The organism is Megasphaera lornae (assembly GCF_000214495.1).
GTDB lineage: Bacteria > Bacillota > Negativicutes > Veillonellales > Megasphaeraceae > Megasphaera > Megasphaera lornae.
The window spans coordinates 95,984-122,540 of sequence record NZ_AFIJ01000039.1 but is presented as its reverse complement, the minus strand read 5'-3'; the positions used below and the strand labels follow the sequence as shown (position 1 = coordinate 122,540).

General features: G+C 45.7%; 24 protein-coding genes and 1 pseudogene. 24 read left to right on the top strand and 1 reads right to left on the bottom strand.

Annotated elements, in window-relative coordinates; genetic code table 11:
• The first annotated feature begins 209 nt into the window (after positions 1–209).
• From HMPREF1039_RS07020 to HMPREF1039_RS06970, 11 genes are all read left to right on the top strand, one after another.
• The gene (locus HMPREF1039_RS07020) at positions 210–1,676 is read left to right on the top strand and encodes an NAD(P)/FAD-dependent oxidoreductase (protein ID WP_007391692.1); all 1,467 of its coding nucleotides are present in this window, start codon (positions 210–212) and stop codon (positions 1,674–1,676) included.
• Entirely contained in the window at positions 1,676–2,944 is a 1,269-nt protein-coding gene (locus tag HMPREF1039_RS07015) for an NAD(P)/FAD-dependent oxidoreductase (RefSeq protein ID WP_007391674.1), read from the top strand. The genes HMPREF1039_RS07020 and HMPREF1039_RS07015 overlap by 1 nt, the downstream gene beginning before the upstream one ends.
• Position 2,945: 1 nt before the next feature.
• Positions 2,946–3,317 (top strand): DUF1667 domain-containing protein, encoded by a 372-nt coding sequence (locus HMPREF1039_RS07010; RefSeq protein WP_007391682.1) that lies wholly within the window; start codon positions 2,946–2,948, stop codon positions 3,315–3,317.
• A 521-nt stretch (positions 3,318–3,838) separates the two neighbouring features.
• On the top strand, positions 3,839–4,384 hold the full coding sequence (locus HMPREF1039_RS07005) for an LUD domain-containing protein (protein ID WP_007391703.1): 546 nt from the start codon (positions 3,839–3,841) through the stop codon (positions 4,382–4,384).
• 15 nt (positions 4,385–4,399) lie between these two features.
• Positions 4,400–6,562: an L-lactate dehydrogenase (quinone) large subunit LdhH gene (ldhH, locus tag HMPREF1039_RS07000; RefSeq protein WP_007391627.1), complete on the top strand. Its 2,163-nt coding sequence runs from the start codon at positions 4,400–4,402 to the stop codon at positions 6,560–6,562.
• Between the two features lie 30 nt (positions 6,563–6,592).
• Positions 6,593–7,606, top strand: coding sequence for a polyprenyl synthetase family protein (locus HMPREF1039_RS06995; protein ID WP_007391686.1), 1,014 nt, complete (start codon positions 6,593–6,595; stop codon positions 7,604–7,606).
• Between the two features lie 23 nt (positions 7,607–7,629).
• On the top strand, positions 7,630–8,538 hold the full coding sequence (locus HMPREF1039_RS06990) for a prenyltransferase (RefSeq protein WP_007391652.1): 909 nt from the start codon (positions 7,630–7,632) through the stop codon (positions 8,536–8,538).
• Positions 8,531–9,244, top strand: coding sequence for a ubiquinone/menaquinone biosynthesis methyltransferase (locus HMPREF1039_RS06985; RefSeq protein ID WP_009369705.1), 714 nt, complete (start codon positions 8,531–8,533; stop codon positions 9,242–9,244). The genes HMPREF1039_RS06990 and HMPREF1039_RS06985 overlap by 8 nt, the downstream gene beginning before the upstream one ends.
• A 46-nt stretch (positions 9,245–9,290) precedes the next feature.
• A complete protein-coding gene (locus HMPREF1039_RS06980) occupies positions 9,291–10,586 on the top strand; it encodes an FAD-dependent oxidoreductase (RefSeq protein ID WP_007391746.1) in 1,296 nt (431 codons plus the stop codon).
• Between the two features lies 1 nt (position 10,587).
• A complete protein-coding gene (locus HMPREF1039_RS06975; RefSeq protein WP_007391655.1) occupies positions 10,588–10,872 on the top strand; it encodes a hypothetical protein in 285 nt (94 codons plus the stop codon).
• A gap of 371 nt (positions 10,873–11,243) precedes the next feature.
• On the top strand, positions 11,244–11,870 hold the full coding sequence (locus HMPREF1039_RS06970; protein WP_232217188.1) for a peptidoglycan recognition protein family protein: 627 nt from the start codon (positions 11,244–11,246) through the stop codon (positions 11,868–11,870).
• A gap of 105 nt (positions 11,871–11,975) precedes the next feature.
• On the opposite strand, the gene HMPREF1039_RS06965 is transcribed toward HMPREF1039_RS06970, so the two are convergent.
• Positions 11,976–12,896, bottom strand: a complete 921-nt coding sequence (locus HMPREF1039_RS06965; RefSeq protein ID WP_007391638.1) for a metal ABC transporter substrate-binding protein — start codon at positions 12,894–12,896, stop codon at positions 11,976–11,978.
• 190 nt (positions 12,897–13,086) lie between these two features.
• On the opposite strand from HMPREF1039_RS06965, the gene HMPREF1039_RS06960 reads away from it, so the two are divergent.
• From HMPREF1039_RS06960 to dnaB, 13 genes and pseudogenes are all read left to right on the top strand, one after another.
• Positions 13,087–13,761: a metal ABC transporter ATP-binding protein gene (locus tag HMPREF1039_RS06960; protein ID WP_176603352.1), complete on the top strand. Its 675-nt coding sequence runs from the start codon at positions 13,087–13,089 to the stop codon at positions 13,759–13,761.
• Positions 13,754–14,566 (top strand): metal ABC transporter permease, encoded by an 813-nt coding sequence (locus HMPREF1039_RS06955; protein ID WP_007391685.1) that lies wholly within the window; start codon positions 13,754–13,756, stop codon positions 14,564–14,566. The genes HMPREF1039_RS06960 and HMPREF1039_RS06955 overlap by 8 nt, the downstream gene beginning before the upstream one ends.
• Positions 14,567–14,571: 5 nt before the next feature.
• Positions 14,572–15,072 carry a Fur family transcriptional regulator gene (locus HMPREF1039_RS06950; protein ID WP_007391639.1) on the top strand — a complete coding sequence of 167 codons (501 nt, stop codon included), beginning with the start codon at positions 14,572–14,574 and terminating at the stop codon, positions 15,070–15,072.
• A gap of 124 nt (positions 15,073–15,196) precedes the next feature.
• A complete protein-coding gene (locus HMPREF1039_RS06945; protein ID WP_009369704.1) occupies positions 15,197–15,556 on the top strand; it encodes an ArsR/SmtB family transcription factor in 360 nt (119 codons plus the stop codon).
• A 17-nt stretch (positions 15,557–15,573) separates the two neighbouring features.
• Positions 15,574–16,074, top strand: coding sequence for a SixA phosphatase family protein (locus tag HMPREF1039_RS06940; RefSeq protein ID WP_007391651.1), 501 nt, complete (start codon positions 15,574–15,576; stop codon positions 16,072–16,074).
• Between the two features lie 13 nt (positions 16,075–16,087).
• Positions 16,088–16,888, top strand: coding sequence for a bifunctional hydroxymethylpyrimidine kinase/phosphomethylpyrimidine kinase (thiD, locus tag HMPREF1039_RS06935; protein ID WP_007391722.1), 801 nt, complete (start codon positions 16,088–16,090; stop codon positions 16,886–16,888).
• Positions 16,889–16,918: 30 nt separating this feature from the next.
• A complete protein-coding gene (locus tag HMPREF1039_RS06930; RefSeq protein WP_007391696.1) occupies positions 16,919–17,845 on the top strand; it encodes a hypothetical protein in 927 nt (308 codons plus the stop codon).
• Positions 17,846–18,090: 245 nt separating this feature from the next.
• Positions 18,091–19,731, top strand: a complete 1,641-nt coding sequence (locus HMPREF1039_RS06925) for a ribonuclease J (protein WP_007391724.1) — start codon at positions 18,091–18,093, stop codon at positions 19,729–19,731.
• Positions 19,732–19,829: 98 nt separating this feature from the next.
• The gene (locus tag HMPREF1039_RS06920) at positions 19,830–20,774 is read left to right on the top strand and encodes a DUF2232 domain-containing protein (RefSeq protein WP_235720042.1); all 945 of its coding nucleotides are present in this window, start codon (positions 19,830–19,832) and stop codon (positions 20,772–20,774) included.
• 18 nt (positions 20,775–20,792) lie between these two features.
• A pseudogene (locus HMPREF1039_RS08635) lies at positions 20,793–22,813 on the top strand (DHH family phosphoesterase).
• Entirely contained in the window at positions 22,810–23,256 is a 447-nt protein-coding gene (gene rplI / locus HMPREF1039_RS06910) for a 50S ribosomal protein L9 (RefSeq protein ID WP_007391647.1), read from the top strand. The pseudogene HMPREF1039_RS08635 and the gene rplI overlap by 4 nt, the downstream one beginning before the upstream one ends.
• Positions 23,257–23,272: 16 nt before the next feature.
• A complete protein-coding gene (gene lonC, locus HMPREF1039_RS06905; protein ID WP_007391719.1) occupies positions 23,273–25,180 on the top strand; it encodes a Lon family ATP-dependent protease in 1,908 nt (635 codons plus the stop codon).
• 10 nt (positions 25,181–25,190) lie between these two features.
• The gene (gene dnaB, locus HMPREF1039_RS06900; protein WP_007391667.1) at positions 25,191–26,516 is read left to right on the top strand and encodes a replicative DNA helicase; all 1,326 of its coding nucleotides are present in this window, start codon (positions 25,191–25,193) and stop codon (positions 26,514–26,516) included.
• Positions 26,517–26,557 lie beyond the last annotated feature (41 nt).

Here is a 26,557-nt window from a genome sequence, read left to right as displayed (position 1 = left end):
ATTTCGCTATTGCGAAATCGCTTTTTATATGCCACAATTTTGATATAAAGCGCATGCGGAAGTATATAGTCAAGTTCTTTTTTAGGGGAAGTATGGCACTACTGTTGTCGGAAATTTTGTAAAAACTTCATTGCAAATATTTTCACCGACGTTTATAATGAAAATATCAATCGAAATGCCTGTATCATGCAAAGAAAGAGGTTGTAATTATGATAAAAAAAGCAGATGTGGTTATCATCGGTGGCGGTATTACAGGAACGGCAATATTGTACGAATTGGCAAAGTATGATCTGAAAGCGGTGTTGGTGGAAGCGGAACCGGAATTGGCGGCCGGCACGACAAAAGCGAACAGCGCTATTTTGCATGCCGGGTTTGATGCGCCTACAGGAAGCCTTAAAGCGCGGATGAATGTAGCGGGCAATGCGCGGTATCATGAATTGCAAAAAGAACTGGATTTGGATATTCGCTGGTCCGGATCTTATGTGGCGGCGTTGGATGAGGAACAAGAACAGGTTTTGCAGGAATTGCTGGTACGCGGCCGGGCGAATGGTGTGCCGGGATTAAAAATTATTGACGGTAATACGATGCGGCGGGAAGAACCGAATGTGAGTCCGGAAATTCGCGCTGCGTTATGGGCACCTACTGCCGGTATTTGCTGGCCTTTCGGGTTGGCGACGGCATTTGCGGAAAATGCTGTCATTAACGGTGCGGAAGTGATACGGGATTGCGCGGTAACGGATATTTTAGTGGCAGACGGCGTCGTTCGCGGCGTACAAACGGAAGCGGGATACATTGCCGCGGATTATGTCATCAATGCTGCCGGTGTGCATGCGGATGATGTCAGTCGTATGGCGGGGGATACTTCGTTTACTATCTGTCCTCGTAAAGGAGAATATATTCTGTTTGATAAAACGGCGCAAAAGGACTTGGTGTATTCGCCGATTTTTCCGACCCCTACTAAAATGGGCAAAGGAATTTTAGTATGCGCCACGACCCACGGGAATGTATTTGTCGGTCCGAATGCGCAGGATTTGGAAGTGGGGGAAAAAGATGATACGGCCGTAACTATTGCCGGTATGGATGATATTTTAGAAAAAGCACGGCGATTGGTGCCGAAGCTGCCTGTAGGAGCGTCCATTACGGAATTTGCCGGAGTTCGTGCCGTATCCGATACGGGAGATTTTGTGTTGGGACCTTCCCGAACCGTACGGGGACTGATTCAAGCGGCCGGCATTCAATCGCCGGGACTGACTTCCGCACCGGCGATTGCCGACTATATTGTTACTCCGCTGGTAACCGCACGGGGCATACGTCGTAAAGCAAACTATAAAAAAGGCCGTCCCGCACAACCTTGTTTCCGATTGTTGTCGACGGCGGAACAGCAGGCCCGGATCGCGAAAGATTCACGGTACGGACGGGTTATTTGTCGTTGTGAAACTATTACGGAAGGGGAAATTGTTGATGCCATCCGGCGACCGGTGGGAGCCCGGACGGTAGACGGTGTAAAACGGCGGACACGTGCCGGTATGGGACGGTGTCAAGGCGGTTTTTGCGGTCCCCGGGTCACGGAAATTTTAGCGCGGGAATTACATATTCCGGTGACGAAAGTACGAAAAGAAATGAGAGCGTCCTATATGTTTTATGACAAACAGACGCAAAGCGGAGGTAAGGCATAATGAATGAACAAATCTATGATATTATCATTGTCGGCGGCGGTCCGGCAGGTTTGTCAGCGGCGTATAGTGCCTGTCTGCACGGCGCAAAAAAAATTTTAATATTGGAGAGAGATCGGGAAGTCGGCGGGATTTTACAACAATGTATTCATAATGGTTTCGGCTTGCATCATTTTAAAGAAGAATTAACGGGGCCGGGATATGCCCAGCGGTGTTATGATTTAATCAAAGATCGCAGTGAAGTGACTATTTTGGTAGATACGATGGTGCTTCAGGTCAGTGCGGAGAAGATCGTGACGGCGGTCAGTCCGACCGAAGGAGTGCTGCATATTAAAGGAAAAACGATCATTTTGACGATGGGATGTCGGGAACGGACGCGCGGCGCAATTCGCATTCCGGGATATCGTCCGGCCGGGGTCTTTACGGCAGGCGCCGCCCAGCGAATGGTCAATATGGAAGGGTATTTACCGGGGAAAAAAATCGTTATTCTCGGCAGCGGGGATATCGGCTTGATTATGGCACGGCGCATGTCTTTGGAAGGATGTAAAGTACAGGCGGTACTGGAAATTTGTCCGTTTTCCAACGGTTTAACAAGAAATATGGTGCAATGCTTATATGATTATGACATACCGCTGTATTTATCTCATACGATTACCGCTATTCATGGCAAGGATCGCGTAGCCGGTATTACGGCGGCTAAAGTGGATGAGCATATGAAGCCCATAGCGGGAACGGAATTTGATATTGATTGCGACACGTTGTTATTATCCGTGGGATTGATTCCGGAAAATGAGTTATCACGCGGATTAGGGTTAACACTACATCCGTTGACGAACGGCCCGATAGTGGATCAGCATAGAGAAACCGATATTCCCGGCATTTTTGCCGCCGGGAATGTGGTTCATGTACATGATTTGGTGGATTTTGTTTCGGAAGAAGCGGAAATTGCCGGAAAATACGCGGCGTTGAAAGCACGGGAGTCGGAGCGGCAAGTGGTGGCGGATGTAGCCGTGTCGGCTGTTGATGAAGTTCGTACATGTGTACCGCAACATATACGCGCTACTGCGGACGGAGAAATGATTCGGTTGTTTATGCGTGTGCGCAAGCCGATGAAAAACGTGCGTCTTTCTGTTAAAAGCGGCGATACGGTGTTATTGACAAAACCGTTACAGGTAGCAAAACCGAGTGAAATGATAGCTGTTAATATTCCTGCGTCAAAAGCGCGGGGGCAGCATCGGGAATGGACGGTTTCGGTAAAGGAGGAAGCCTGAGATGAAGGTGGAAACAAAGCAAATGAACTGCATTATGTGTCCTATGGGGTGTTTGTTGACGGTTACGTTAACGGACGGTGCCGTAAGTGACGTAACCGGGAATACGTGTCCGCGCGGCGAAGTATATGCCCGTCAGGAAGTAACCGATCCGCAGCGAATGTTAACTACTACGGTGCGCGTGGAAGGCGGCGCCTTGGCATTATTACCGGTAGTTTCCCAAACCACCTTGCCTAAGGGTAAAATAATGGCGTGTGCAGAAGCTTTACGACAGGTTTCCGTTAAAGCTCCCGTGCATACAGGCGATGTGGTTGTGTCTGATATTTTGGGATTAGGTGTAGATATTATTGCCGCTCGGGACATGCGATGCGGGTAGTTTTATTATTACAATACAAAACGAAGATCTTGTCTGATGAGACGAGATCTTTTTTTTTATATCTTTATAAAATCAGCTAAATGAGAAATAATATTATTGCTTATAAAGTAAATAAATATGATTTTTGGATGGAGAAAACAGAACAGGCAAAAAAGAGAAACTATACTGAAAAGGAGCGGTATATTGACAATGGTCAATAAAATATAATTGAGAAACATTTTCTTGTTGCGCAAAAATGAAATGAAAATAGACAATAAAAACCTTTAAAAATGATGAAAACTACAATATATGCCAAAATAATCATGATATATAAGAATAAAAGCTAAAAATAGATAACGTAAATGAATAACTGGAAAATGCGAAAACAGCATAAATAAAAGTTGATATGGTCATAAAACGTATAGGCAAACAAACTTTTTTTCTTGTGAAGTGTATGTGAATTGATATACAATAAGCATAAGTACTTTACAGTAAAGTAGACATATTGGTTTTCATTTTATTTCAGGTAAAGAGGTGTGCATATGGAAAAGGATGCAGTATATGAAGTGTTTCAAAAAGGCCTGACGAATGTAAACGGCGAATGTTATTTGGCAAAAGCGGCGGAAGTGGGCGCCACATTGGCGAAAATTTTTCAAGCCAAGGAAACGACCTCCGTATCGGTAGTGGAATCGGAACTGTTTCGTGAAGTCGGCGTAGTAAAGGCTTTGCAACAGGCGGGAATTACGGTTCATACAGATCATTTTCGGAAATATTCTCCCGATGATAAAGGGGGCGTTACAGAAGCCGATTACGGTATTGCCAATTTGGGCTCTATTGTACAGTTAAAAGACGATATAGACTGTCGTATTGTAGAGATTGCCTCGGATGTTTATGTGGGGGTCATTAAACTGTCCCGTATTTTGGATGACTTTGATGCGATGATTGATGTAATGGCGGCCACCAAGCCTTTCCCGCGTTTTGCAGGGGTCATTACGGGACCCAGTCGTACAGCCGATATTGAATGTGTCGGCACGGTCGGTGTACATGGACCGAGACAATATTCTGTTATTGTAGTGGAAGATCGGTAAGGGAGGGAACGGCATATGTCAAACGAATTATTAAAACAGGAAATTGAACGGGCCATGGAAAATGCGCCTTTACAAAAAGCGCTGAAGAATTTTACCGGCGCCTATCCGGGAAACCGTGAACGGGTATATAAAGGGTATGACTTTGAAGAGCTGCGTGAAAAAGTACACGAAGTTAAGTCTTATGCACGGGATCATATTGATGATATGATTGCCGAGTTTATTAAAAACGCTACGGCAAACGGGGCCAATGTATTTGTTGCGCATTCCGCGCAAGAAGCCTTTGATCATGCGCTGCAATTGGCGAAAGATAATAATGTTAAATTGGCTGTAAAATCAAAATCTATGGCATCGGAAGAAATTCACTTCAATCAAGGGTTTGAAAAAGCCGGTATTCATGCGCAAGAAACGGATTTGGGCGAATTTATCAACTCGATTGCCGGAGATTCGCCTTCCCATATGGTTATGCCGGCAATTCATTATTCCAAAGAAGATGTGGCGGATTTATTTTCGTCTTATACGAAAGCGCCGGAAGCGCCCATTATTGCCGAAGAAGTTAAAACTTCCCGCCGGTTGATGCGTCCCAAATTTTTAGAAGCGGAAATGGGCGTATCCGGTGCGAATGTGGCAGTTGCGGAAACGGGTTCGGTCTTTACGATGACCAATGAGGGGAATGCCCGTATGGTAGGCACGTTGCCGAAAATGCACCTCTTTATTTTCGGTATTGAAAAATTTGTTGCGAAAATGAGTGATGTTCGCTATATTTTCAAAGTGTTGCCGCGGAACGGTACGGCCCAAAATATTACGGCATATTTGTCGGCATATACGGGTGCTTCGACGGTGGTAACGGATGCGGAAAATGATACGAAAGAACAAAAGAACTTCCAAATCATTATTTTGGATACGCCGGAACGTCGTAAAATAATGGAAAGCGAAGATTACAAGGATATGGCTTGTTGCGTTCGTTGCGCGGCCTGCTTGAATGTATGTCCGGCTTTCCGTCTGGTTGGCGGTCATGTATATGGCGGCAGTATTTACACCGGCGGTATCGGCACCTTATTGACCAGTTTCCTGAACAACCGGGAACGCGGTAAGGATATTCAAAATATTTGTCTCCAATGCGGTACGTGTAATACGGTTTGCGGCGGTAAGTTGGATGTGGCCGGTATGATTTTGAAATTACGTACGAAATTTGCCCAAGAAGACGGGTTGAACCCGGTACATAAATTCTGTTTGGATACGGTTGCCGATCGGCATTTATTCCACTCCATGTTGCGCATTGCTTCGGTCGCGCAGAGCGCCATTACGAAAGGGCAACCGATGATTCGGCATTTACCCATGTTTTTGTCGGGCTTGACGGAAGGACGCAGTTTACCGAGTGTAGCACCGCAACCGTTCCGTGATATTTTACCGTCTATTAAGCAGGATGTCCCGAATCCGAAAGGTAAAATTGCTATTTTCACAGGGTGTGTATTGGACTTTGTATATGTGGATATTGCCACGTCCGTTGTGAAAGCTTTGAATATGGCGGGATATACGGTGGAAATGCCGTTGGATCAGGCTTGCTGCGGCGCTCCGGCAACCTATATGGGGGATGTGGAAAATGCTAAAAAAGCAGCCGCCATGAATGTAGAGGCAATGGCTGCGGACGAATATGATTATATTGTTTCCGCTTGTCCTACTTGTACGCACGCGTTGCGTGAATATAAGGAATTTTTCAAAGACGAACCGGAAATGTATAAGAAAGCGGAAGCGGTCGGCAAGAAGACGTTTGATTTCTCCAAATTGTTGTCTATGCTGGGCGGATTGGAAAGTGAAGGCGACGGTAAAGAAGTCAAAGTTACGTATCATGATTCGTGCCATATGAAACGGGCATTGGGCGTTTCGGAAGAACAGCGGGAATTGTTGAAGAAAACCAAAGGCGTGGAATTGGTGGAAATGGAAGGCTGCGACAAGTGTTGCGGTTTTGGCGGTTCTTACTCTATTAAATATCCTGAAATGGCAGGTCCGATTTTGCAAGAGAAAATTCAGCATATTGTGGATACCGGCGCCGAAGTAGTGGCAGTGGACTGCCCCGGGTGTATGTTGCAAATTCGCGGCGGTTTGGATGCGCGCGGATTAGGGAATATTAAGGTAAAACATACAGCGGAACTGTTGGTGGAAAAACGGCCGCAAGCATAGGTGATCGGCACCGGTGAGGGGGAATTACAGATGAAAGAAAAAGGGCCTTTGACAACTTGCATACGGCAGGTATTAGGCGGTGTCAGTGACGCGCAGTTAAATAAAGTAAAACAGTATATGAAACAATTTACGGCCCACTCTTTTGCCGATACGGCCACCGGTGCAGTATTACAGGATGCTGTTTCTTCACAGGGAAAAATGATTCGTCCCCGGTTGGTTATTATGGCCGGCTCTTTCGGAAAGCGGTATGCGGAAGCGGAAGAACGATTATATAAGGCGGCGGCGTTGATCGAAATGACACATTCCGCATCTCTTATTCATGATGATATTGTAGATGAGGCGCCGCTTCGTCGAGGAAAACCGTCTGTACAGCGGCGATACGGTAAAAGTGCCGCCGTGTATGCGGGGGATTTTCTTATGAGTCGCATTACCTACCACTTAATGCAGGAAGGATTGATGCAGTCGGGAATGGTGTTGGCCAAGGCGGTGGAAGCTATGTGTGCGGGCGAAATTACACAGGCCTTGTGTCGCTATCGTGCAGACGTTACGCTGGCGGAATATTTACAAAATATTTATGGGAAAACGGTAGCCTTGTTTCGGGCGGCCTGTCGTATGGGAGCGTTGGAAAGCGGTTGCGATGAATCGTTAATACGGCGGTTGGAAAATGTCGGGGAAGCGCTGGGATATATGTTTCAAATGCGCGACGATTTATTGGATTTTTTACCGGTTACGGAACAGATCGGCAAAGCTTCTCATCAAGATTTTAGAGAAGGAATATATACGATGCCCGTTTTGTATGCGTGTGAAACCCCGCAAGGGAGAAAGATGTTGCGGCCGTATATGGAACGCAGTGTACAAGGATGTTTGACGGGGCAGGATATTGCCGAGATGGAACGGCAGGTAGCCGCATTGGGCGGTATGGAGCGAACCTGGCAGGCGATTCGGGAACAACAGAAAAAAGCGGAGCGGATTTTGGCCGATTTGCCGTCGCATAGTGCGTCGCCACAGTTATTGAAACTCGTACGGAAGTTGGGCTGCTTATGAAAGGGGCAACGAGGCGGATGACGATGCGGCAAGCATGGAATTTGGCCGCGCCGCATACCTGGCCGGCAACGCTTATTCCCGTTGCGTTGGGAGAATTATACTGTGTTGCGCATCAATATGCGCTGTCACTGTCGACGGCGATCGCTTTGACCGCGGCTTGCCTGGCCATGCAAGCGGCAGTAAATACACTGAATGATTATTTTGATTTTGTAAAAGGAACGGATAAACCGGAAGATCGGGTGGCGGCGGACGACGCGGTGTTAGTCTACGGACAAGTGCCGCCGCGACAAGCGTTACTATTGGGTATTTTCTTTTTAGCGGTGGCGGCGGTTATTGCGATCCCCCGGTTATTGCAAGCGGGGATTGTACCGGTCGAAATCGGGGTAATAGGTGCTATTACGGTGTTGCTGTATTCCGGAGGCAAAATGCCTATTTCTTACTTGCCGTTTGGCGAAGTAGTTTCCGGCGTTGTGATGGGCGGCGGTATTCCGTTGGGGATTATTGCCGTAGTGACCGGTCGATGGGAAGTACAAGTATTGTTTTGGGCCGTTCCCGTTATCATAGGAATTTCGTTAATTATGATGACGAATAATACGTGTGATGTTGAACGGGACAGGCGTTCCGGGCGCAAAACGTTGCCGGTTATTTTAGGCCGTGCGCGCGCACGGCACTGGTATAGGCGGTTGGTTGCCCTGTGGCTGTTTACGTTGGCCGTTTGCGGTACGGTATATATGGGCGCGGGGACGTTGGTCATGGGTCTGGGATTATGGCTTTTGGGAAAAAAGTTTTTTATTCGTATGTTCACGGCGTCATTGACGGCAACGGAGCGGCTGCAACAGATGCGTACGGTAGTGGGTGCCAATCTTCTTTGCGGCATTGCCTATACCGGTATACTTGGCGTTGTCGTGTTGGGCGGTGCGTTACATGGCTAATCTGTCGAAGGCGGAAAAGGTGTATACCGTATTTGAGCATATTGCACGTACTTATGACCGCGGTAATAAGAGAATTAGTTTAGGGCGAGAACGGGTATGGAAAGAGGCGCTTATTCAACGGGTGTGTGCGTATGTACCGGAAGCGGGCGCGATTTTGGATGTTTGTTGCGGTACCGGAGATATTGCTATCGGGATCGCCGACAAACGACCGCAATGTAGGGTTTGGGGATTGGATTTTTCTCCGGCCATGTTACAGCGGGCGCAGGAAAAAAGTAAGGGTATAAAAAATGTTTTATGGAAAAAGGGAGATGCGGTGCACTTACCTTTTCCTACCGCATATTTTGACAGTGCCGTTATTTCTTTCGGATTGCGGAATACACCGGATTATGGACGCGTTCTGCAAGAAATGTCTCGTGTAGTAAAAGCGGGCGGTACGATCTGGTGTTTGGATTCTTTTCTTCCCGAGTCACGTTGGATTCGCCCTTGGTACTCGTTATATTTTCATTATGTTATGCCGGTGTTGGGCGGCGGCAGAAGGTGTCGACAGGAGTATCGTTGGTTGTGGGAATCTACTTGTCGATTTATTAATCGACGGGAATTGGAAAGACTTTTTGTACAGGCGGGATTAACGTTGTTAAAGCATTCTTCGTATATGTTTGGCGCCTGTCTTTTACAAGGCGGTTTAAAAGATTCGCATAGGAAATAAACAGTAAGCATGGAATCGATAATACATACTCAAGGAGGGTAAGATTATGAGCAGTGAAGAAAAATTTGATGCCATTGTTGTAGGTGGCGGTTTGGCAGGCTCGGCAGCTGCGTTAGCTATGGCACGCGGCGGATTGGACGTTATGTTGGTGGAGAGAGGAAAATTTTGCGGCGCTAAAAATACCAGCGGCGGACGTCTTTATGGACACAGCTTGGAAAAATTAGTACCGAATTTTGCGGAAGAAGCACCGATTGAACGGAAAATTACGCAAGAAAGGCTTTCCTTGATGACTGCCGGCGGGGCTTTAAGTTTTCAATATGAATCCGAAAATTTGCATAATTTAAAATATCCTTCGTATTCTGTATTGCGTTCGAAATTTGATAAATGGTTGGCGGATAAAGCGGAAGAAGAAGGCGTCATGGTGGCGACCGGTTTATTGGTGGATGAACTGGTAGTGGAAGACGGTAAGGTTATCGGGATTAATTGCGGCGGCGAAGAAGTGGATGCCGATGTGGTTATTTTAGCGGACGGCGTAAATTCGCTGTTGGCACAAAAATTGGGCATGAAACAGGAATTGGCGGCTAAAGATGTTGCGGTCGGCGTAAAAGAAGTTATTGAATTAGGGGAAGATGTCATTAATGAACGCTTCGGTCTGCGTAACGGCGAAGGCGCGGCGTGGATGATTGCCGGCGATCCGACCGGAGGGAATTTGGGAGGCGGTTTTATTTATACGAATAAAACAAGTCTTTCCGTGGGGATTGTTACGACGATTTCCGACATCGGCCGGGTCGATGTGAGCGTACCGGATATGGTAGAAAGAATGAAAAATCATCCTTCTGTCGCACCTTTTGTAAAAGGTGGAAAATTAGCGGAATACTCGGCGCATTTAGTGACAGAAGGCGGCTTGAAAATGATGCCGGAATTGGTTCGTGACGGAGTCATTGTAACCGGCGATGCGGCTGCGATGGTAGTCAACCTGGGATATACTGTACGGGGCATGGATTTGGCTATTGAATCCGGAAGATTGGCCGGTGAAGCGGCGGTTATGGCGAAAAAACGCAATGATTTTTCCGCAGCGTCTTTATCGGTATATAAAACGATGTTGGATGGCAGCTTTGTTATGAAGTTGATGAAACAGTATCAGAATTTACCGGGATTATTGGAAGATCATTTAATTTTCAACGATATTCCGAAAATGGCGGATGAATTTGCCGGCATGGTATATAAGGTGGAAGGCGGCAATCCGGTGGCATTACCCATGATCGGGTTGTCCGTATTGGCGAATAACGGCGGGTTAAACGGGTTGTTCGGGCTCGGTAAAAAAGCTTGGGAGGCGATGTAAAATGGCAAAAATGAGTATAGATGATAAATTGGGATTTGTAAAATTTGTAACCGATGAACATGAATCGCATATTTTGATTGATGAAGAATATGCGGATGAAGCGGAAATCAAACGCCTTGTCATGGCGTGTCCGGCGGAATTGTACAAGTATATTGACGGGAAACTTACTTTTTCGCATGAAGGATGTTTAGAATGCGGCACTTGCCGAGTGTTGGCCGGCGGTAAAGGGGTAAAAAGCTGGACACATCCTAAAGGTGCTATGGGAGTGGAATTCAGACAAGGATAGGATGCTGAAACGGTTGTAACGAAACTTCCTTTTCAATGCGGCGCATGCGGCTTGCAGATACGATACGTGTCTACAGGCCGCATTATTGTTTAGCGAGGACAACAAATAAAGGGTAGTGTTAAGTCGTATGCCGGTGGCACATAAGGTACTGTGCACAACTTAAAAAAAGAAGGAGATGCATATGCCCGGGCCGTTCGGCAGTTTTTCTAGAGGGAAAGAACGGTTTTAATGGAGAGAAAAAAGTAACCTGCTGTGGATGTTGTGCAAGTGTTTTTTTAATGAAAAACGCGGCTCGTTTAGACAGATACAATTCCGCGTGTTATAATAAAAACCGATGTAAATGGTTCTTGGATTTAGAAAAGGAATGAGTTATGAACAAACTGAGCCGAAGAGAGTTTTTGTGGAAGTCGCTATTGGTTATCGGCGGCTTAACGGTAGGAACTTCATTGTTTCCAAGCCTTGCGGACGCGGCCGGTATACAGGTAAAAGAAGACTTGCAGGAAAAACAGGGAGACGCTGTGCGGCTTCGGATTCAGCGACCTAAATTGGTATTTGCGGAAGACTTGCAACCTCGTATGGAAACGAAGAGAATTGTCATGCATCATATTGGCGGAACGAATAGGGAAGTTAAAGCGGCGGAAATTCATCAATGGCATTTGCAAAACGGCTGGGCCGGGATCGGCTATCATTTTGTGATTCATAAGGACGGGTCTATTGAACAGGGGCGCCCCATGGATGTGATAGGGGCACATTGTCATCGGTATAATGCGGATTCGGTGGGGATTTGTTCGGTAGGTAATTTTCAACAATATTATCCTACAGAAAGTCAGTTGGCTACGGCCGCTAAATTAATCGCGTACGTTTGTAGCGTGTACGGACTTACCCCGGATAAACAGACCGTGTTCGGTCATCGAGATTTGAACGATACGGAATGTCCCGGAGATCATTATTATGTACAATTGGATCGGTTGCGGCTGGAGGCAAGCCGGTATTTATAAGCCGTGTATAGGGATAGATACGGATGACGGATAAAAAGAGACGGTTGTTGTAGTGAACAACCGTCTCTTTTTGTTGTAGTGTGTAGGTGATATTTTTTTATTTACTTATTGTAAACTTTGAAGAATTTCTTCCAAGTTTTCTTTCATGGCGTTCAGATAGGTCTTTCCGCCTTCACTGCTTTCCATGGTATTGATTTGTTTTACTTGTGCGCCCACTTCTGCGGCTAAGGTTTGCGAGATTTTAGGACTTACCATGTCTTCGGCAAAAATTACTTTTACATCATGTTTTTTGCAGTATGTAATGAGTGCCGCCATTTGTTTGGGACTCGGTTCTCCGTCCGCAAAGACATCTTCTACACTGTTTTGTGTTAAGCCGAAATCACGGCAGAGATATGCAAAGGCGGCGTGGCCGGTAACAAAATGTTTCTTTTGTACGCGGGCAAATTTTCCGGCATATTGGTCATGCAATGCCTTTAATTGCGCAATATAGTCTTTGGCGTTTTTTTGATAAAAATCGGCATTCTTAGGATCGGCTTTAGCTAATCCGTCGGCTATATTTTGCACTTCTATTTGCGCTTCGTTTAAGCCCAACCAACAATGCGGGTCATATTGCCCGTGTTCTTTTATTTCATCTTCATCGGTATTCGTAATGGCTTTTACGCCTTTAGACGCTTCCACGGCAAGTAATTTTTTGTTATTGGCGGATTGGATGGCCTGATCGGCCCACGGTTCCATTCCTAAGCCGCTGTAGACAAAGACGTCGGCATTGCTCAAGGCTTTCATGTCTTTGGTAGTCAGTTCGAAGTCATGCGGTTCCGTTCCGTCCGGAATAATGGTGACGACATCGACTTTATCTTTGCCGACCACTTGTACAAATTCTTTCATGGCATTGAAACTGGTGGCTACTTTAATTTTGGTTGCCGGTTGCGCAGTCTGTTCTCCCTGCTGATTGCCGCCGCCGCAAGCGGTGAGCATAACTGCTGCGGTAATCCCAAGAATGGCTGCGGTTATCCATTTTTTTAACATGTATGAATCCCTCCTTACAATATGTGAATGCAAATAAAACGCATTTGCATTACTTTTCACTATCATAGCATGAACCGAAAGAAACGTCAACTAAATGCGAACAACTTGCATTTTATTTAGGGGAACTATATAATAAACAATGAATAAGACAAGGTATAATAAGGGGTATTGTACAGAAAAGGGGACGTGTATGATTTCATTTCAACATGTATATTTTTCGTATGAACGAGGAGCAGGGTTATTAAACGACATAGATTTCACTATTCGGGACGGAGACTATGTTTCTATTGTCGGGGAAAACGGCAGCGGTAAAAGTACCCTGGTAAAACTCATACTGGGATTATTGAAACCTACACAGGGAAAAATTGTCAATTCATTTTCCCGCTGTGCATATGTACCGCAACGATTTGAGTCCTTGAACAGTCAGTTTCCTATTACCGTATTTGAAGTATTGGATTGTTACAGAAAAGCCTTGCGGTTAAAACATAAGGAAGATACGTTGGCCTCGTTGGAACAAATGAAAGTAAGCCATTTAAGAAATCGGCTGATTGGCAGTTTATCCGGCGGACAATGTCAAAAAGTGATGATCGCCAGAGCGTTGTTGGGAAATCCGGAAATGTTGGTATTTGATGAACCTTCGACCGGAATTGATGTACAAAGTCAGTGGGAACTGTATCCTTTTATTAAAAAGTTAAATCGCTGTAAGGGAATTACTGTGATTACAGTGGAACATAATTTGAAATTTGCCGTACAACATGCAACCAAGATGTTGCATGTTTCAGGAGGCGTGTGCCATGGCTGCGCGCCGCAAGAATATGTACGGGAATTTCTTTCCGCTGCAGTAGGGAGTGAATACCATGTTTGAATATACCTTTATGCAAAATGCGTTTATTGTGTCGGTATTGATTTCCGTTGTTTGCCCGCTTATCGGTATATTTTTGGTATTACGGCGGTATGCGATGATTGGCGACACCTTGGCACATGCTTCGTTGGCAGGGGTGGCGATGGGTTTGTTGGTGCGGGAAAATCCGATTGTCAGCGCTTTTTTCGTTACGTCTTTTTTCGGCGTAAGTATTGAAATTTTGCGTCAACGGTTTCGGCGGTATGCCGAGTTGATTCTGGTGATTATTTTATCCCTGTCTGTCGGGATTGCGATTACGATTATTAGTTCCGGAGCGGTACATGCCAATGTGGAGTCGTTTTTATTCGGCAGTATTTTAACGGTTTCAAGAGAAGATGTGTGGTCGGTCGTTATTTTAAGTGTTGCGTCTATTGTAACCGTATGGAAATTATATCCTCAATTGGTGTTGTTGACGTTTGATGAAGAAGGCGCGGTAATTGCCGGCGTGCACAGCAAATGGATTAACTATATTTTTTCTATTTTAGTGGCCGCCACGATTTCCGTTTCCATACGCATTGTAGGTATTTTGGTGATCAGTTCTTTAATCGCCCTGCCGGTAGCTACGGCGCTGCAATTGGGACAAGGATTCAGAACAACCATGGGAGCGGCGGTGGTTGTCAGCTTTATTGATATTATTTCGGGGTTGACGGTTTCCTATTGGCTGAATACCGCTCCCGGCGGGATGACCGCCATTATTTCCGTATTGTTTTTGGTGCTCGTCATGGTATGCAAAGAAATGCAAAAAATAAAGCAGGAAAAGAGAAGATAAAAACTATGGTAAATAAAAAATATATGGGGGAAGATTATGGGGAATATTTACATCGGTACGGATTGAAAAGTACACGTACGCGCAATATGGTTTTGCATATGTTGTTGGAAAACAGCAGTATCCTTACGGCGGAACAAGTGTATCATCAATTGACGACAGACGGGCAACGGATAAATTTTTCTACCGTATACCGTATTTTGGAAATGTTTACAGAAAAGAAAGTGACAGTCAAAACATTATTACCCGATTCACGTAAATATGGGTTTGCGTTGCGGGCATCGGGGCATACGCATCGATTAATTTGCTTACGTTGTCATAAAATTGTGGAAATCGCGGACTGTCCTTTGTCGGAATTTGAAAATCATTTGGCTACAGAAACGAATTTTCAAATTGCCGGCCATCATTTGGAAATTTACGGCTATTGCGGTGTTTGTCAGAAAGAACGCCTGGAAGAAGCGCGGGCATGTTCGGCTGCAGCCTGCTGTTCGACGAAGGACGCTAAATAATAATCGGACACACAGGGGGAGTCTTTGGGTAAAAAATACCGAAAGAAGTATGCTTACTTACTTGTGTCATGCTATAATAGATACAGGTAGAGGTGCATGCATTGCGATGTCTTCGATAGGAGCGATGAAGTTGGAACATACAGAGGCGAATAAGAGTCGTACACAAGTGGAACGGGAATGGCACCTTTCGCATGATTCGGAACGATTGAAAGCCAATATTCAGGAATTGGCAAATAATTTTAAAGTATTGGGCGATCCGACACGGTTGCGTATTTTGCAGGCATTAATGCATGGAGAACGGTGCGTGCGGGAGCTGGCGGACGGCATTCAAATGGAACAGTCGGCAGTTTCTCATCAATTGAGGACGTTGCGCGATGCCGGGTTGGTGAACTTTCGTCGGGACGGTAAAGTCGTGTATTATTCCTTGGCGGATGCGCATGTGTTTACACTGCTTTCAGTGGGTATTGAACATGTAGCGGAATAATTATAAAGGAGTGCCGTATGCGTATTTTTTTAATGCGTCATGGAGAAGCGCAACTGCCGTGTGCGGGAATGGCGGATGCGCAGCGACCGCTTTCGGCGGCAGGACGGAAACAAGTCGGTACATTGGCTCATATTTTAGCAACGGTTTTAGCACGGCGACCGTTAACGTTATGGTCGGGTTCCTATGAACGTGCCGTAGAAACGGCGGAGATTATAAGAAGCCGAGTAGAGGTGACGTCTTTCGGTATTCATTACGGAGCGGGCACCGGAGAGGCGCGGGGGCTGTTACCGGAAATCGTACAAACGGCGACCACGGAAGATGTGGGGATTGTAGGACATACGCCGTTTGTAGAACAATGGTTGTATGATTGGACCGGCGTACGCCTCTCTTTTTCTTCTCCCTCCTTAGCGGTTATACAGGTTCCGATACCTTATGAAAATCGACCGTCGGCACAATTGCTTCTTTATGTCGATAAGGGCGGATTGGATATATTGTCGTATAAAGAACGGAAAATGTAGGAGGAGATTCTATATGAAGCACGTATTATCAATTGCCGGTACGGATCCTTCCGGCGGCGCCGGGGCGGCGGCGGATTGTAAAACAATTTGTGCACACGGTTGTTTTGCCTTGAATACAATTACGGCCGTAGTGGCGCAGAATACACAAGGTGTTCGGGAGTATATGGATGTGCCGCCCTCTTTAATTGCGGCACAATTGGATGCGGTTTTTGAAGATATTCCCGTACATGCTGTAAAAATAGGGATGGTCAGTGTACCGGAAACGATTCGCGTGATTGCTGCTAAAATAGCGCAATATAAGCCTCCTTTTACGGTGGTGGATCCGGTAATGGTGGCGACCGGCGGTCAACGGTTGTTGGCACCGGAAGCGGAACGCGTATTACAAGAAGAATTGATTCCCGGAGCGACGCTCTTGACTCCGAACATTCCGGAAGCGGAAGTTTTAGTACGCAGACCGATTAGTACGTTGGACGATATGGAAACGGCCGCCCGGATGATTGCCGCTATGGGGGCAAAAGCGGTTTTAATCAAGGGAGGCCATCGTATAGAAGATGCGACGGATATTTTGTATGACGGAACACAATGTCATTATTTCCCCGGAAAACATATTGAGAGCACCGGTACGCATGGAACGGGCTGCTCTTTGTCCAGTGCCGTTGCGGCGAATTTGGCACGGGGACTGTCGTTGACAGCAGCAGTGAAAGAGGCTAAAACGTATGTTTTTCGCGGAATTTGCCATGCTCCTGCGATAGGAAAAGGACATGGACCGATTCATCACTTTTATGATTTATATCATACAGTCGGTTGGGAATAGGTTTTTAATGATACAGGAGGAGCAGTAACGATGATGTGGAAACGGATGATTGGGAAATTACGGTATATAGGGGTCTTGGCTTTTATGGCCGCCGGTGTATGTGCGGGCAGTGCGGCGACAACGTATGCGGATGCTCCCGCCGTATCGCCGGCCTGGCGGCAGGCGGTACAGGAAACTGCAAAAGCGAATATTCGGGAAATAGAAATTCATGTTGCCGGGGAAGCACCGATAGTCGGTGCGGCTTATGCGAAAATACAAATGCATGCGGATGCGACGGATCGTTTGCAAGGTGTGGCGGATATTGCCGTATTCGGTGCGGTTAATGAACAATTTCAAATCCCTTTTTATGGAGAAAGAAAAGATCGGACGTATGTTTTTTATTATAAGCTTCCGGAAGCGGTCGGCGGTTTTTGGTTGAAATATGCGGTTCCGAATGTGCCGGTTAATACGCCCTTATTTCAGAGCCGAAACGAAGATTATGCGGCACGGGCAAGAGAGATTGAACCGCATGTATTTCAAGTGGTGTATAATCGGCAGTCTTATGAACGGGCGTTGACGTATATGGAAAAGGCGCAAAACGACACACCGGCAGTGCGGAATCTGTCTGCTGCGTTCGATGCGGTAAATCTGCCGGCAATTACGCTGTATGTACGGGTGGATCCTGAAAGTCGGCGCATTGTTCATGCGGAAGGGGATTTGACCTCACAATTGCCGCTGCTTATGCAATCGTTACAGCCGATGTTGGCACGCATGAAGACGCCGTTGGCGGGATATAATTTGGTGCAGCGGGCATTACAGCAAAGTAAATTGTGCTTTTTTGTAACCTATCATTACGGTACGCCGGAACCGGTGACGATTCCGATGACGGTAAAAGAACAGGCAAAAGAAATCGTCGCTCCTCAAAATCAACGACGGACGCAAGACTTTTTCGGGCAGGTAAACCGTAAGAGCCTGTAGCGGCTAAATTTATGTAAAAATAAGGCGGCGTTATTGACATTATACAAAAAAAGGCGGAAAATAGAGTGGATAAGTATTTCCGGCGTGTTCTGTATATCTTAAAAAATAATGTGTCATAACAGTGCAAATCAGGCAGTGCGGTCCGAGAGGATGGTTGCTCGGAAGTGCGGGTCTAAGGTAAGAGCGGATATAATGGATAAATAATTTAATATAGGAGGTATTATTTTGGCGAAAAAGGAAAATTAATGATCATTCCTTTGGGCGGCTTAGGTGAAATTGGTAAAAATATGACAGTTATCCAATATGGAGATGATATTGTCGTAGTAGATGCCGGTTTGGCTTTTCCTGATGATGATATGTTCGGTATCGATTTGGTCATTCCCGACATCAGTTATTTGATTGAAAATCGTGACAAAGTTCGGGCAGTGGTGATTACCCATGGGCATGAAGATCATATTGGCAGTTTGGCTTATTTGTTAAATGAAGTTAATGTTCCGGTGTATGCCACCAAGTTGGTATGCGGACTTATTGAAGGGAAGTTGAAGGAAAATCATATTTCCCGCTATACGTTACATGAAGTGCATCATGGAGATGAAGTACAAATCGCTTCTATGCGAGTAGGATTTATTCATACGAATCATTCCATTCCCGATGCCAGTGCCTTGTATTTTAAGACCCCTGTAGGTACGGTGGTCCATACAGGAGACTGGAAAATGGACTTAACCCCGGTGGACGGCCGACAAATGGACATTCATAAATTTGCGGAATTGGGAAGACGCGGCGTATTATTGCTTATGTCGGACAGCACCAACGCGGAACGCCCCGGGTATACGGAGTCGGAAACTACAGTAGGGCATGCGTTTCGCAAAGCGTTTCGAGAAGCTGAGGGTCGTATTATATTAGCTACGTTTGCATCTAATATTTCGCGGATTCAGCAGGCTATTAATACGGCGGCGCAATTTAATCGTAAAGTAACGGTATTGGGTCGCAGTATGGTCAATAATGTGCAGATTGCTACGGAATTGGGATATTTGGAAGTTCCTCAGGGAATGTTGATTGAGCCGGATGAGTTAAATCGTTATTCGGCGGATCAGGTTTTAATTTTGACTACCGGCAGTCAGGGCGAACCGATGGCGGGGTTGTCGCGTATGGCTTCCAATAATCATCGAACGGTCACGATTATGCCGGGGGATACGGTAATTATTTCCGCCACGCCTATTCCCGGTAATGAAACCGGGGTTTCTCGAACGATTGATAATTTGTTGAAGTTGGGAGCCAAGGTAGTGGCGGGACGAGATAAAAAAATTCATGTGTCCGGTCATGCCAGCCAAGAAGAATTAAAAATTATGTTGGAGTTAATTAAACCGAAATTCTTTCTCCCTGTACACGGAGAATATCGAATGTTGCGGTTACATGGGGATTTGGCGGTGATGATGGGCGTAGAGCCGGATCATGTGTTGATCGGTGATAATGGACAAGTTTTTGAATTTACCGGTCGGAGCGGTCGAAAAGCGGGTCGTGTGAATGCCGGTCGTGTATTTGTAGACGGATTGGGCGTCGGCGATGTAGGGAATATTGTTATTCGGGATCGGCAGCAACTGGCGATGGAAGGGATGGTCGTCGTTGTCATGACGTTGGCGAAAGGAACCTGCCATGTCGTGGCCGGACCGGATATCGTTTCTCGCGGCTTTGTATATGTACGGGATTCCGAGGCATTGATGGAGGAAGCGCATGAGCGTGTAGCGGCCGTATTGGAACGGTGTGAAACCGGCAATATTCGGGAATGGTCTACGATTAAATCGCAAGTGCGCGATACGTTAAGTCGGTATTTATATGAAAAAACACGGCGTCGTCCTATGATTTTACCGATTATTATGGAAGTGTAAGAAACCGGATAAAGGCAGCGGAGGTAAGAGCCTCCGCTGTTTATTATGTGTGCATTCGATTTTGATAAAAACAATTAGTTTGGGAGGCCGTTAAACATATGAAGCCAACTTCGAGACGAGATTTGTTGTATATTATTTTGAGTATGTTTGTACTGACTCTCGGCACGGTGTTTATCCCCTTTTTTTCTTTTTTCGCCATGTGTGTCATGCCCGTTCCGGTGGTATGGATGTATATGCGGGCAACGTGGCGGGAAACCGCGGCATTAGCGATAGGCGCCGTGATTCTTACGGTGTATTGGGGCGGTTCATATGGGGGGACCGTGGAAACGGGTTTCTTTTGTCTTTCCGGTATGATTATGGGGTTCGGGTTACGTAAGCGTCGGTCTTTTTTTCATTGTTGGGGGAGCGGATTTATCGTATTATGTGCGATGGCGGCGGTATTGGCAATCCGGCTGTATGTTGTACAAGGCGTGACGGTGTTTACTTATGTACAGCAGTTTGTAATCCTCTGGGGAGAGCGGCTGACGGCAATGGCGACGGCGCAGGGAATGGGGGAGGCGGATAAGGTTGCCTTGCAAACGCAGCTTCAAAGTCTTTGGCATACGGTGCCGTACATGGTACCCTCTTTGTTGGTGGAAATTTTCAGTTTGAGCGCGTGGATTACCTTGCGATTGGCTATATTTCAGCTACACCGGCAGGGACAGAAGGCGGTTTCTTTTTTACCGGTGCGTTGTTGGGATATGGGGCGCGGTATGGTATACTTATATATAGTATCTTTGGTACTGAAGTACTGGGGCACGACTCGGTCGTGGATTTGGGTACAATGGACGGGAGAGAATCTTTTACAAATTGCTTTCTTTTTTATTTGTGTGCAGGGCATTTCTTTCCTTTTTTCTTTTTTGCAGGCACGAAAAAAAAGTGTCGTTTTTCAAGGGTTGGTCCTTCTTTTGTTCTTTTGTATCCCCTTTTTTTCTTATATTGTCTTTGTACTGGGATTGGCGGATTTGCTTTTTTCATATCGACGAAACAAAGCCGTGCTATAGTGCATAGGAGGCCTTATAATGTTAAAAAAAATGCTGTCGCCGCAAACCGAACAACCGTTTTTTTGGATTATTGTCATATTATTGGCGGTTATTGCCGTATATAATTGGATTATTTCTTTATTGGCGCTGATTTTAAGTATAGGCGCGTATCTTTTAACGCGAAAGAACAGCAATGAACGAAATTTAGCCATGCAGCAGTTACTGGATTCTATTTCACAGGGAGTGGATCAAGCTTCTACCTATGCCGTACAGAATTTACCCATAGGAATCGCGATTGTTGATATGCAGGGGACTATTTGTTGGGCAAACAGTGTATTTCGCGATTGGGTGGGGGAATTGGATGCGGAGCAGCAATTAAAGCAAATATTGCCGAATTTAAATCTTGATAAATTTTGGGGGAAATTCGGATCTTTTTTTGAAACCATGAGGGAACGACAATATCGAGTGGTTTATAAATATTTACAGACGGAAGAGGCTTCGGAGGATAATTATCTTATTTTATATTTTGAAGACATTAGTGAAACGGAAACACAAAAACGGAATTGTTTACAAACCGTACCGGCTTTTTGTGATATTGAAATCGATAATATGGAAGAAGTGAGTAAAGGATTATCCGCCGTACAGCAAGCTACTTTGTGGACAAATGTAAATAATTGCTTACTTGATGAATTGACGGCGTTAGGAGGATTTGTACGTTCTTATGGCAATGCAAAATATTTTGCTTGTTTGACGCATAAGGCGTTGCAAACCTTACAAGCCGATAATTTTTCTTTTTTGAAAAAATTCGTAAGATTCACACAGTTAATCGAATTCCTGTTACGATTAGTATGGGGATTGCCGCCGCTCCGGAAGAAAGAGTGGTTGCAGGCAGAGCCGATTTTAATGAATTGGCGGAAAAAGCGAGAGCCGGTTTGGATTTGGCTTTGGGACGCGGCGGTGATCAGGCGGTGGTGTATGAAGCGGACGGTACCCCGCATTTTTATGGAGGAAAAACGCGTTCAGTAGAAAAAAATACGCGTGTACGAGCTCGGGTAGTGGCGCAAGCCGTGAGAGAATTGGTGGATACGAGCGAGCGCGTATTGATTATGGGACATGAAAGAGAAGATTATGACAGTATCGGTGCGGCTGTCGGCGTGGCACATATGGCGCGGAGTTTGGGAAAACCGGTGCACATTATTGTCAGTAAGCAAACGGATGCTATTCAGCGTTTAAAGGAACAAATTAGTGATCGCCCGGAATTTAAAGACTTGTTTATTTCGGCCGAAACGGCAGAATCGTTGTGTAATGCGGCGACCTTGCTGTTTGTTGTGGATACGCATCGTCCATATATGACCGTTGCTCCTAATGTACTGGATTTAACGGAGCGGCGCGTGGTAATCGATCATCATCGGCGGAGTTCCGATTTTATTCAGAAACCGTTGTTGACTTATTTAGAAGCATCCAGTTCTTCGACTTGTGAATTAGTGACAGAGCTTTTACAATATTATCAGGAAGAAGTGGAATTAGAAAAAATAGAAGCGACAGCGTTATATGCCGGGATTATTGTGGATACGAAAAATTTTGCTGTACAAACGGGGGTGCGTACGTTTGATGCCGCGTCCTATTTGCGACGCAGCGGTGCGGATCCGGAAATTGTCAGAGCGTTATTCAGTTCCGATTTTGAAAGTTTGAAGAATAGAGCCAAAATTTTATCGGCAGCGCATATTTCCGAAGGGATTGCGTTGGCTATTTGTCCTCCGGGTGTAAAAAACGCGATGATTTTAGCGGCTCAATGTGCCGATACATTGGTGAATATTGAGCATGTGCAGGCCGGATTTACTTTTTATGAGTTGGCGAATGATTGTATTGGTGTCAGCGCCCGTTCTAAAGGCGACATTAACGTACAATTGGTAATGGAAGCGCTGGGCGGCGGCGGTCATCGAACGGTAGCCGGCGCACAATTAAAAGGAAAAACCATAGCCGGCGCACAAGAAGAAGTGGTAAGAGCGGTAAGGGCGCAAATGAAAGAAAATCATGCAAAGGAGATTGATAAGGGATGAAAGTAATCTTATTACAAGATGTAAAAAAATTAGGAAAAAAAGGGGAAATTGTAGAAGTTTCGGAAGGATACGGAAGAAATTTTTTGTTACCGAGAAAATTAGCGGCCCCGGGGACGGCGGAAAATATTAATGATGCGCAACAAAAAAAGGCGGCCGCCAGACATAAAGAGCAGGTGGCATCCGATGAAGCCGTGCTGTTGGCCAGTCAATTGAAAAAAGTTTCTTTACGTATTCCGGTCAAGGTAGGCGAAGGCGGTAAGGTTTTCGGCGCTATTACAGGGAAACAAATTAGTGAAGCGGCTAAAGAACAATATGGGATTACTATTGATAAGAAGAAAGTAGAAATGAAAGAAGTCATAAAAAGTTTAGGAACCTATCAAGTGGTGATTCGTGTGCATCCGACGATTACCGGAGTTATTCAAGTTCAGGTAGTGGAAGGGTAGATCCGGAGAGGCATATATGAAGGAATTATTGGATAAATTATTACAAAGACATAAATATTTGGAACCGACGGCGGAAGAAGAATTGCGTCGTCAAGTAAATGTATTATATGGGGCATTTACCGGCTTGATCGGCTCGGAAAAAATGGTATTGCGCGCCAGTAAATACTCGGCATTGACCTATATCCATTCGGAAGATCCGCGGCAGCGTTTGGTGGGTTTACAGCGGTTGGTATATGAAAGCACTGCGTATGACCGCATTCCTAATGACGATGAAGTAGTAGATGTATTAAATGAGTTGGAATCGGTGTTGGCGGAAATGTTGGCGCGACAGGCGGTAGAAGAACGACTGGAAAAGAAAATTACGCGCCGTATGGATGAAAAGCAGCAGGAGTATGTGCAAGAAATTAAGATGCAGATTATTTCTGAAGAACTGCAAGACGTGGAAACGCCGCAAACGAAGAAAAAATTGACGGATTTGCAGAAATTGGACACGATACAATTAACCGAATCCGTTATGGAACGCGTTCGTCCGAAAACTTTACAGGCGGTTGTGGGACAGGAACGCGCGGTGGAAGCGATGCAGAGCAAGTTGGCGTCCGTATATCCGCAACATTTGCTGTTATACGGACCGCCGGGTGTCGGTAAGACGACGGCGGCACGCATTATTTTACAAGAAGCGAAACAATTGCCGTTTACTCCGTTTGCCGCGGAGGCGCCGTTTATTGAAACGGATGGCACTACTTTGCGTTGGGATTCACGAGATATGACAAATCCCCTGCTCGGTTCCGTACACGACCCTATTTATCAAGGTGCCAGGAAAGACTTGGCGGATACGGGTATTCCGGAACCTAAACCCGGATTAGTGACGGAGGCACATGGCGGGATTCTGTTTATTGATGAAATCGGCGAAATGGATCCGATGTTGTTGAATAAACTGTTAAAAGTGTTGGAAGATAAAAAAGTGACCTTTGATTCCGCATATTATGATGAAGAAGATCCGAATGTGCCGGCGTATATTCACAAACTTTTTCGAGACGGAGCTCCGGCTGATTTTATTCTCATAGGTGCTACGACTCGCGATCCTTCGGAAATTAATCCGGCCATTCGTTCACGATGTGCGGAAGTGTTTTTTGAACCGCTGGTACCGCAGGATATTGAAAAAATTGTGGAAAATGCGGCCAAACAATTGCAGGTGTCTTTAGCGGACGGTGTGGCGGCAAAGATTGCTTCGTATACGATTGAAGGTCGAAAAGCGGTGAATATTTTAGCGGATACATATGGTCTCGCTGTATATCAAAGCGGTCATCAGGATTCGTTGACGTTAACTTGTGAGCATGTACAGCGTGTGGCACAAATCAGCCGTTTAGTACCTTATGTTACCGATAAGGCATCTTCCGTGCCGGCAGTCGGTAAAGTTTTCGGTTTAGGCGTGGCCGGATACTTGGGATCCGCATTGGAAATTGAAGCGGTCGCATTTCCGGCGCATGTGCCGGGGAAGGGATATTATCGTTTTAATGATACGGCCGGATCCATGGCGAAAGATTCCATGTTTAATGCGGCTGCTGTTGTACGAAGTGTGACAGGAAAAGAATTGTCGGACTATGATGTACATATTAATTTTGTCGGCGGGGGAAACATTGACGGACCGTCGGCCGGCTGCGCCGTGACGACGGCACTTATTTCCGCTATCACCGGAACCCCTATACGACAAGATGCGGCATTGACGGGAGAGATTTCTGTACAGGGACGTGTCAAACCGGTAGGCGGAGTGTTTGAAAAAGCTTACGGGGCGAAGCAGGCGGGTATGAAGAGTATGGTTATTCCTAAAGAAAATGAAAAAGACATACCTGCGGATCATTTACAGTTACAAATTCATCCGGTAGAAACGATTCAGGAAGTTTTAGCGTTCATGTTGGTAAAATAAGGAGGTTATTATGGAACAACGGATTCCGCCGCAAAATATAGAAGCGGAACAAGCCGTATTGGGAGCGATGATGCTGGAGCATAACGCGGTAGTGACGGCGTTGGAGTTGTTACAAGCGGAGGATTTTTATAGAGATGTACATAAAGTTATTTTTGAAGCTATGGCCCGTTTGCATCGAACCAATCAGGAAGTGGATGTTATTACTTTGCCGGAAGAATTGCGACGCATGAAGAAATTGGATGATGTCGGCGGTTTGGAGTATATTCTTACCTTGCCGAATGTCGTGTCTACAGCCGCCAATTTGGAATATCATGTGAATATTGTAGTGGAAAAAGCGCTGGCTCGTAATCTTATTACTACTTGTACGGAATTGGCGACGAGTGCTTATGAGGGGACACAAGCGTCGGAAGAATTGGTGGATCGGGCGGAACAAAAAATTTTAAAATTAGCGGAAAATAAAGTTCGTGGGGATTTTACGCCGGTCGGTCAGGTAGTTACGGAAACCTTGCATAAGATTGAAGAATTATATGCGAATAAAGCCGGGTTAACCGGCTTACCTACCGGGTTTCGCGAGTTGGATCGGATGACCTCCGGCCTTCAAAACTCGGATCTTATTCTTATTGCGGCTCGGCCCAGTATGGGAAAGACCGCTTTTACACTGAATATTGCTCAAAATGTAGGGGTGCGCCAACATAAAACGGTAGCTTTTTTTTCTTTGGAAATGTCGCAGGAACAGTTGGTGCAACGATTATTATGTCAATTAGCGCATATTGATTCGCAGAAATTGCGTACCGGACATGTTGCCGGCGATGAGGAGTGGGGACGTCTCACGGAAGCTTGTGAAAAGTTATATAATGCTCCCATATATATTGATGACACCCCGGGAATTTCTATTGCGGAAATGCGATCGAAAGCACGTCGCTTAAAGGCGGAACATGGGTTGGATGTGATTATTGTGGACTATTTACAGTTAATGCAGGGACGTAATTCGGAAAGTCGTCAGCAGGAGATATCTGAAATTTCCCGTTCTTTAAAGGGCTTGGCACGGGAATTGAAAGTCCCGTTGATTGCTTTATCACAGCTGAGCCGCAGTGTGGAAAATCGCCAAGATAAACGTCCTATGCTCAGTGATTTACGGGAATCGGGAGCGTTGGAACAAGATGCGGATATTGTATCTTTTTTGTATCGGGAAGATTATTACGACAAAGAAACGGAAAATCAACATATTACGGAAGTTATTTTGGCGAAACATCGGAACGGACCGGTCGGTTCGATTAAGTTGTTCTTTAAAAATGAATATACGTTATTCTTAAATTTGGATACACATCATGAATAAGTCAAAAGCCGAAGCAGTATAGGACATACTTCGGCTTTTTT

Coding starts and splice junctions, on each gene's coding strand:
- HMPREF1039_RS07020 (WP_007391692.1), top strand. CDS start 210: ATGATAAAAAAAGCAGATGTGGTTATCATCGGTGGCGGTATTACAGGA.
- HMPREF1039_RS07015 (WP_007391674.1), top strand. CDS start 1,676: ATGAATGAACAAATCTATGATATTATCATTGTCGGCGGCGGTCCGGCA.
- HMPREF1039_RS07010 (WP_007391682.1), top strand. CDS start 2,946: ATGAAGGTGGAAACAAAGCAAATGAACTGCATTATGTGTCCTATGGGG.
- HMPREF1039_RS07005 (WP_007391703.1), top strand. CDS start 3,839: ATGGAAAAGGATGCAGTATATGAAGTGTTTCAAAAAGGCCTGACGAAT.
- ldhH (WP_007391627.1), top strand. CDS start 4,400: ATGTCAAACGAATTATTAAAACAGGAAATTGAACGGGCCATGGAAAAT.
- HMPREF1039_RS06995 (WP_007391686.1), top strand. CDS start 6,593: ATGAAAGAAAAAGGGCCTTTGACAACTTGCATACGGCAGGTATTAGGC.
- HMPREF1039_RS06990 (WP_007391652.1), top strand. CDS start 7,630: ATGCGGCAAGCATGGAATTTGGCCGCGCCGCATACCTGGCCGGCAACG.
- HMPREF1039_RS06985 (WP_009369705.1), top strand. CDS start 8,531: ATGGCTAATCTGTCGAAGGCGGAAAAGGTGTATACCGTATTTGAGCAT.
- HMPREF1039_RS06980 (WP_007391746.1), top strand. CDS start 9,291: ATGAGCAGTGAAGAAAAATTTGATGCCATTGTTGTAGGTGGCGGTTTG.
- HMPREF1039_RS06975 (WP_007391655.1), top strand. CDS start 10,588: ATGGCAAAAATGAGTATAGATGATAAATTGGGATTTGTAAAATTTGTA.
- HMPREF1039_RS06970 (WP_232217188.1), top strand. CDS start 11,244: ATGAACAAACTGAGCCGAAGAGAGTTTTTGTGGAAGTCGCTATTGGTT.
- HMPREF1039_RS06965 (WP_007391638.1), bottom strand. CDS start 12,896: ATGTTAAAAAAATGGATAACCGCAGCCATTCTTGGGATTACCGCAGCA.
- HMPREF1039_RS06960 (WP_176603352.1), top strand. CDS start 13,087: ATGATTTCATTTCAACATGTATATTTTTCGTATGAACGAGGAGCAGGG.
- HMPREF1039_RS06955 (WP_007391685.1), top strand. CDS start 13,754: ATGTTTGAATATACCTTTATGCAAAATGCGTTTATTGTGTCGGTATTG.
- HMPREF1039_RS06950 (WP_007391639.1), top strand. CDS start 14,572: ATGGTAAATAAAAAATATATGGGGGAAGATTATGGGGAATATTTACAT.
- HMPREF1039_RS06945 (WP_009369704.1), top strand. CDS start 15,197: ATGAAGTTGGAACATACAGAGGCGAATAAGAGTCGTACACAAGTGGAA.
- HMPREF1039_RS06940 (WP_007391651.1), top strand. CDS start 15,574: ATGCGTATTTTTTTAATGCGTCATGGAGAAGCGCAACTGCCGTGTGCG.
- thiD (WP_007391722.1), top strand. CDS start 16,088: ATGAAGCACGTATTATCAATTGCCGGTACGGATCCTTCCGGCGGCGCC.
- HMPREF1039_RS06930 (WP_007391696.1), top strand. CDS start 16,919: ATGATGTGGAAACGGATGATTGGGAAATTACGGTATATAGGGGTCTTG.
- HMPREF1039_RS06925 (WP_007391724.1), top strand. CDS start 18,091: ATGATCATTCCTTTGGGCGGCTTAGGTGAAATTGGTAAAAATATGACA.
- HMPREF1039_RS06920 (WP_235720042.1), top strand. CDS start 19,830: ATGAAGCCAACTTCGAGACGAGATTTGTTGTATATTATTTTGAGTATG.
- rplI (WP_007391647.1), top strand. CDS start 22,810: ATGAAAGTAATCTTATTACAAGATGTAAAAAAATTAGGAAAAAAAGGG.
- lonC (WP_007391719.1), top strand. CDS start 23,273: ATGAAGGAATTATTGGATAAATTATTACAAAGACATAAATATTTGGAA.
- dnaB (WP_007391667.1), top strand. CDS start 25,191: ATGGAACAACGGATTCCGCCGCAAAATATAGAAGCGGAACAAGCCGTA.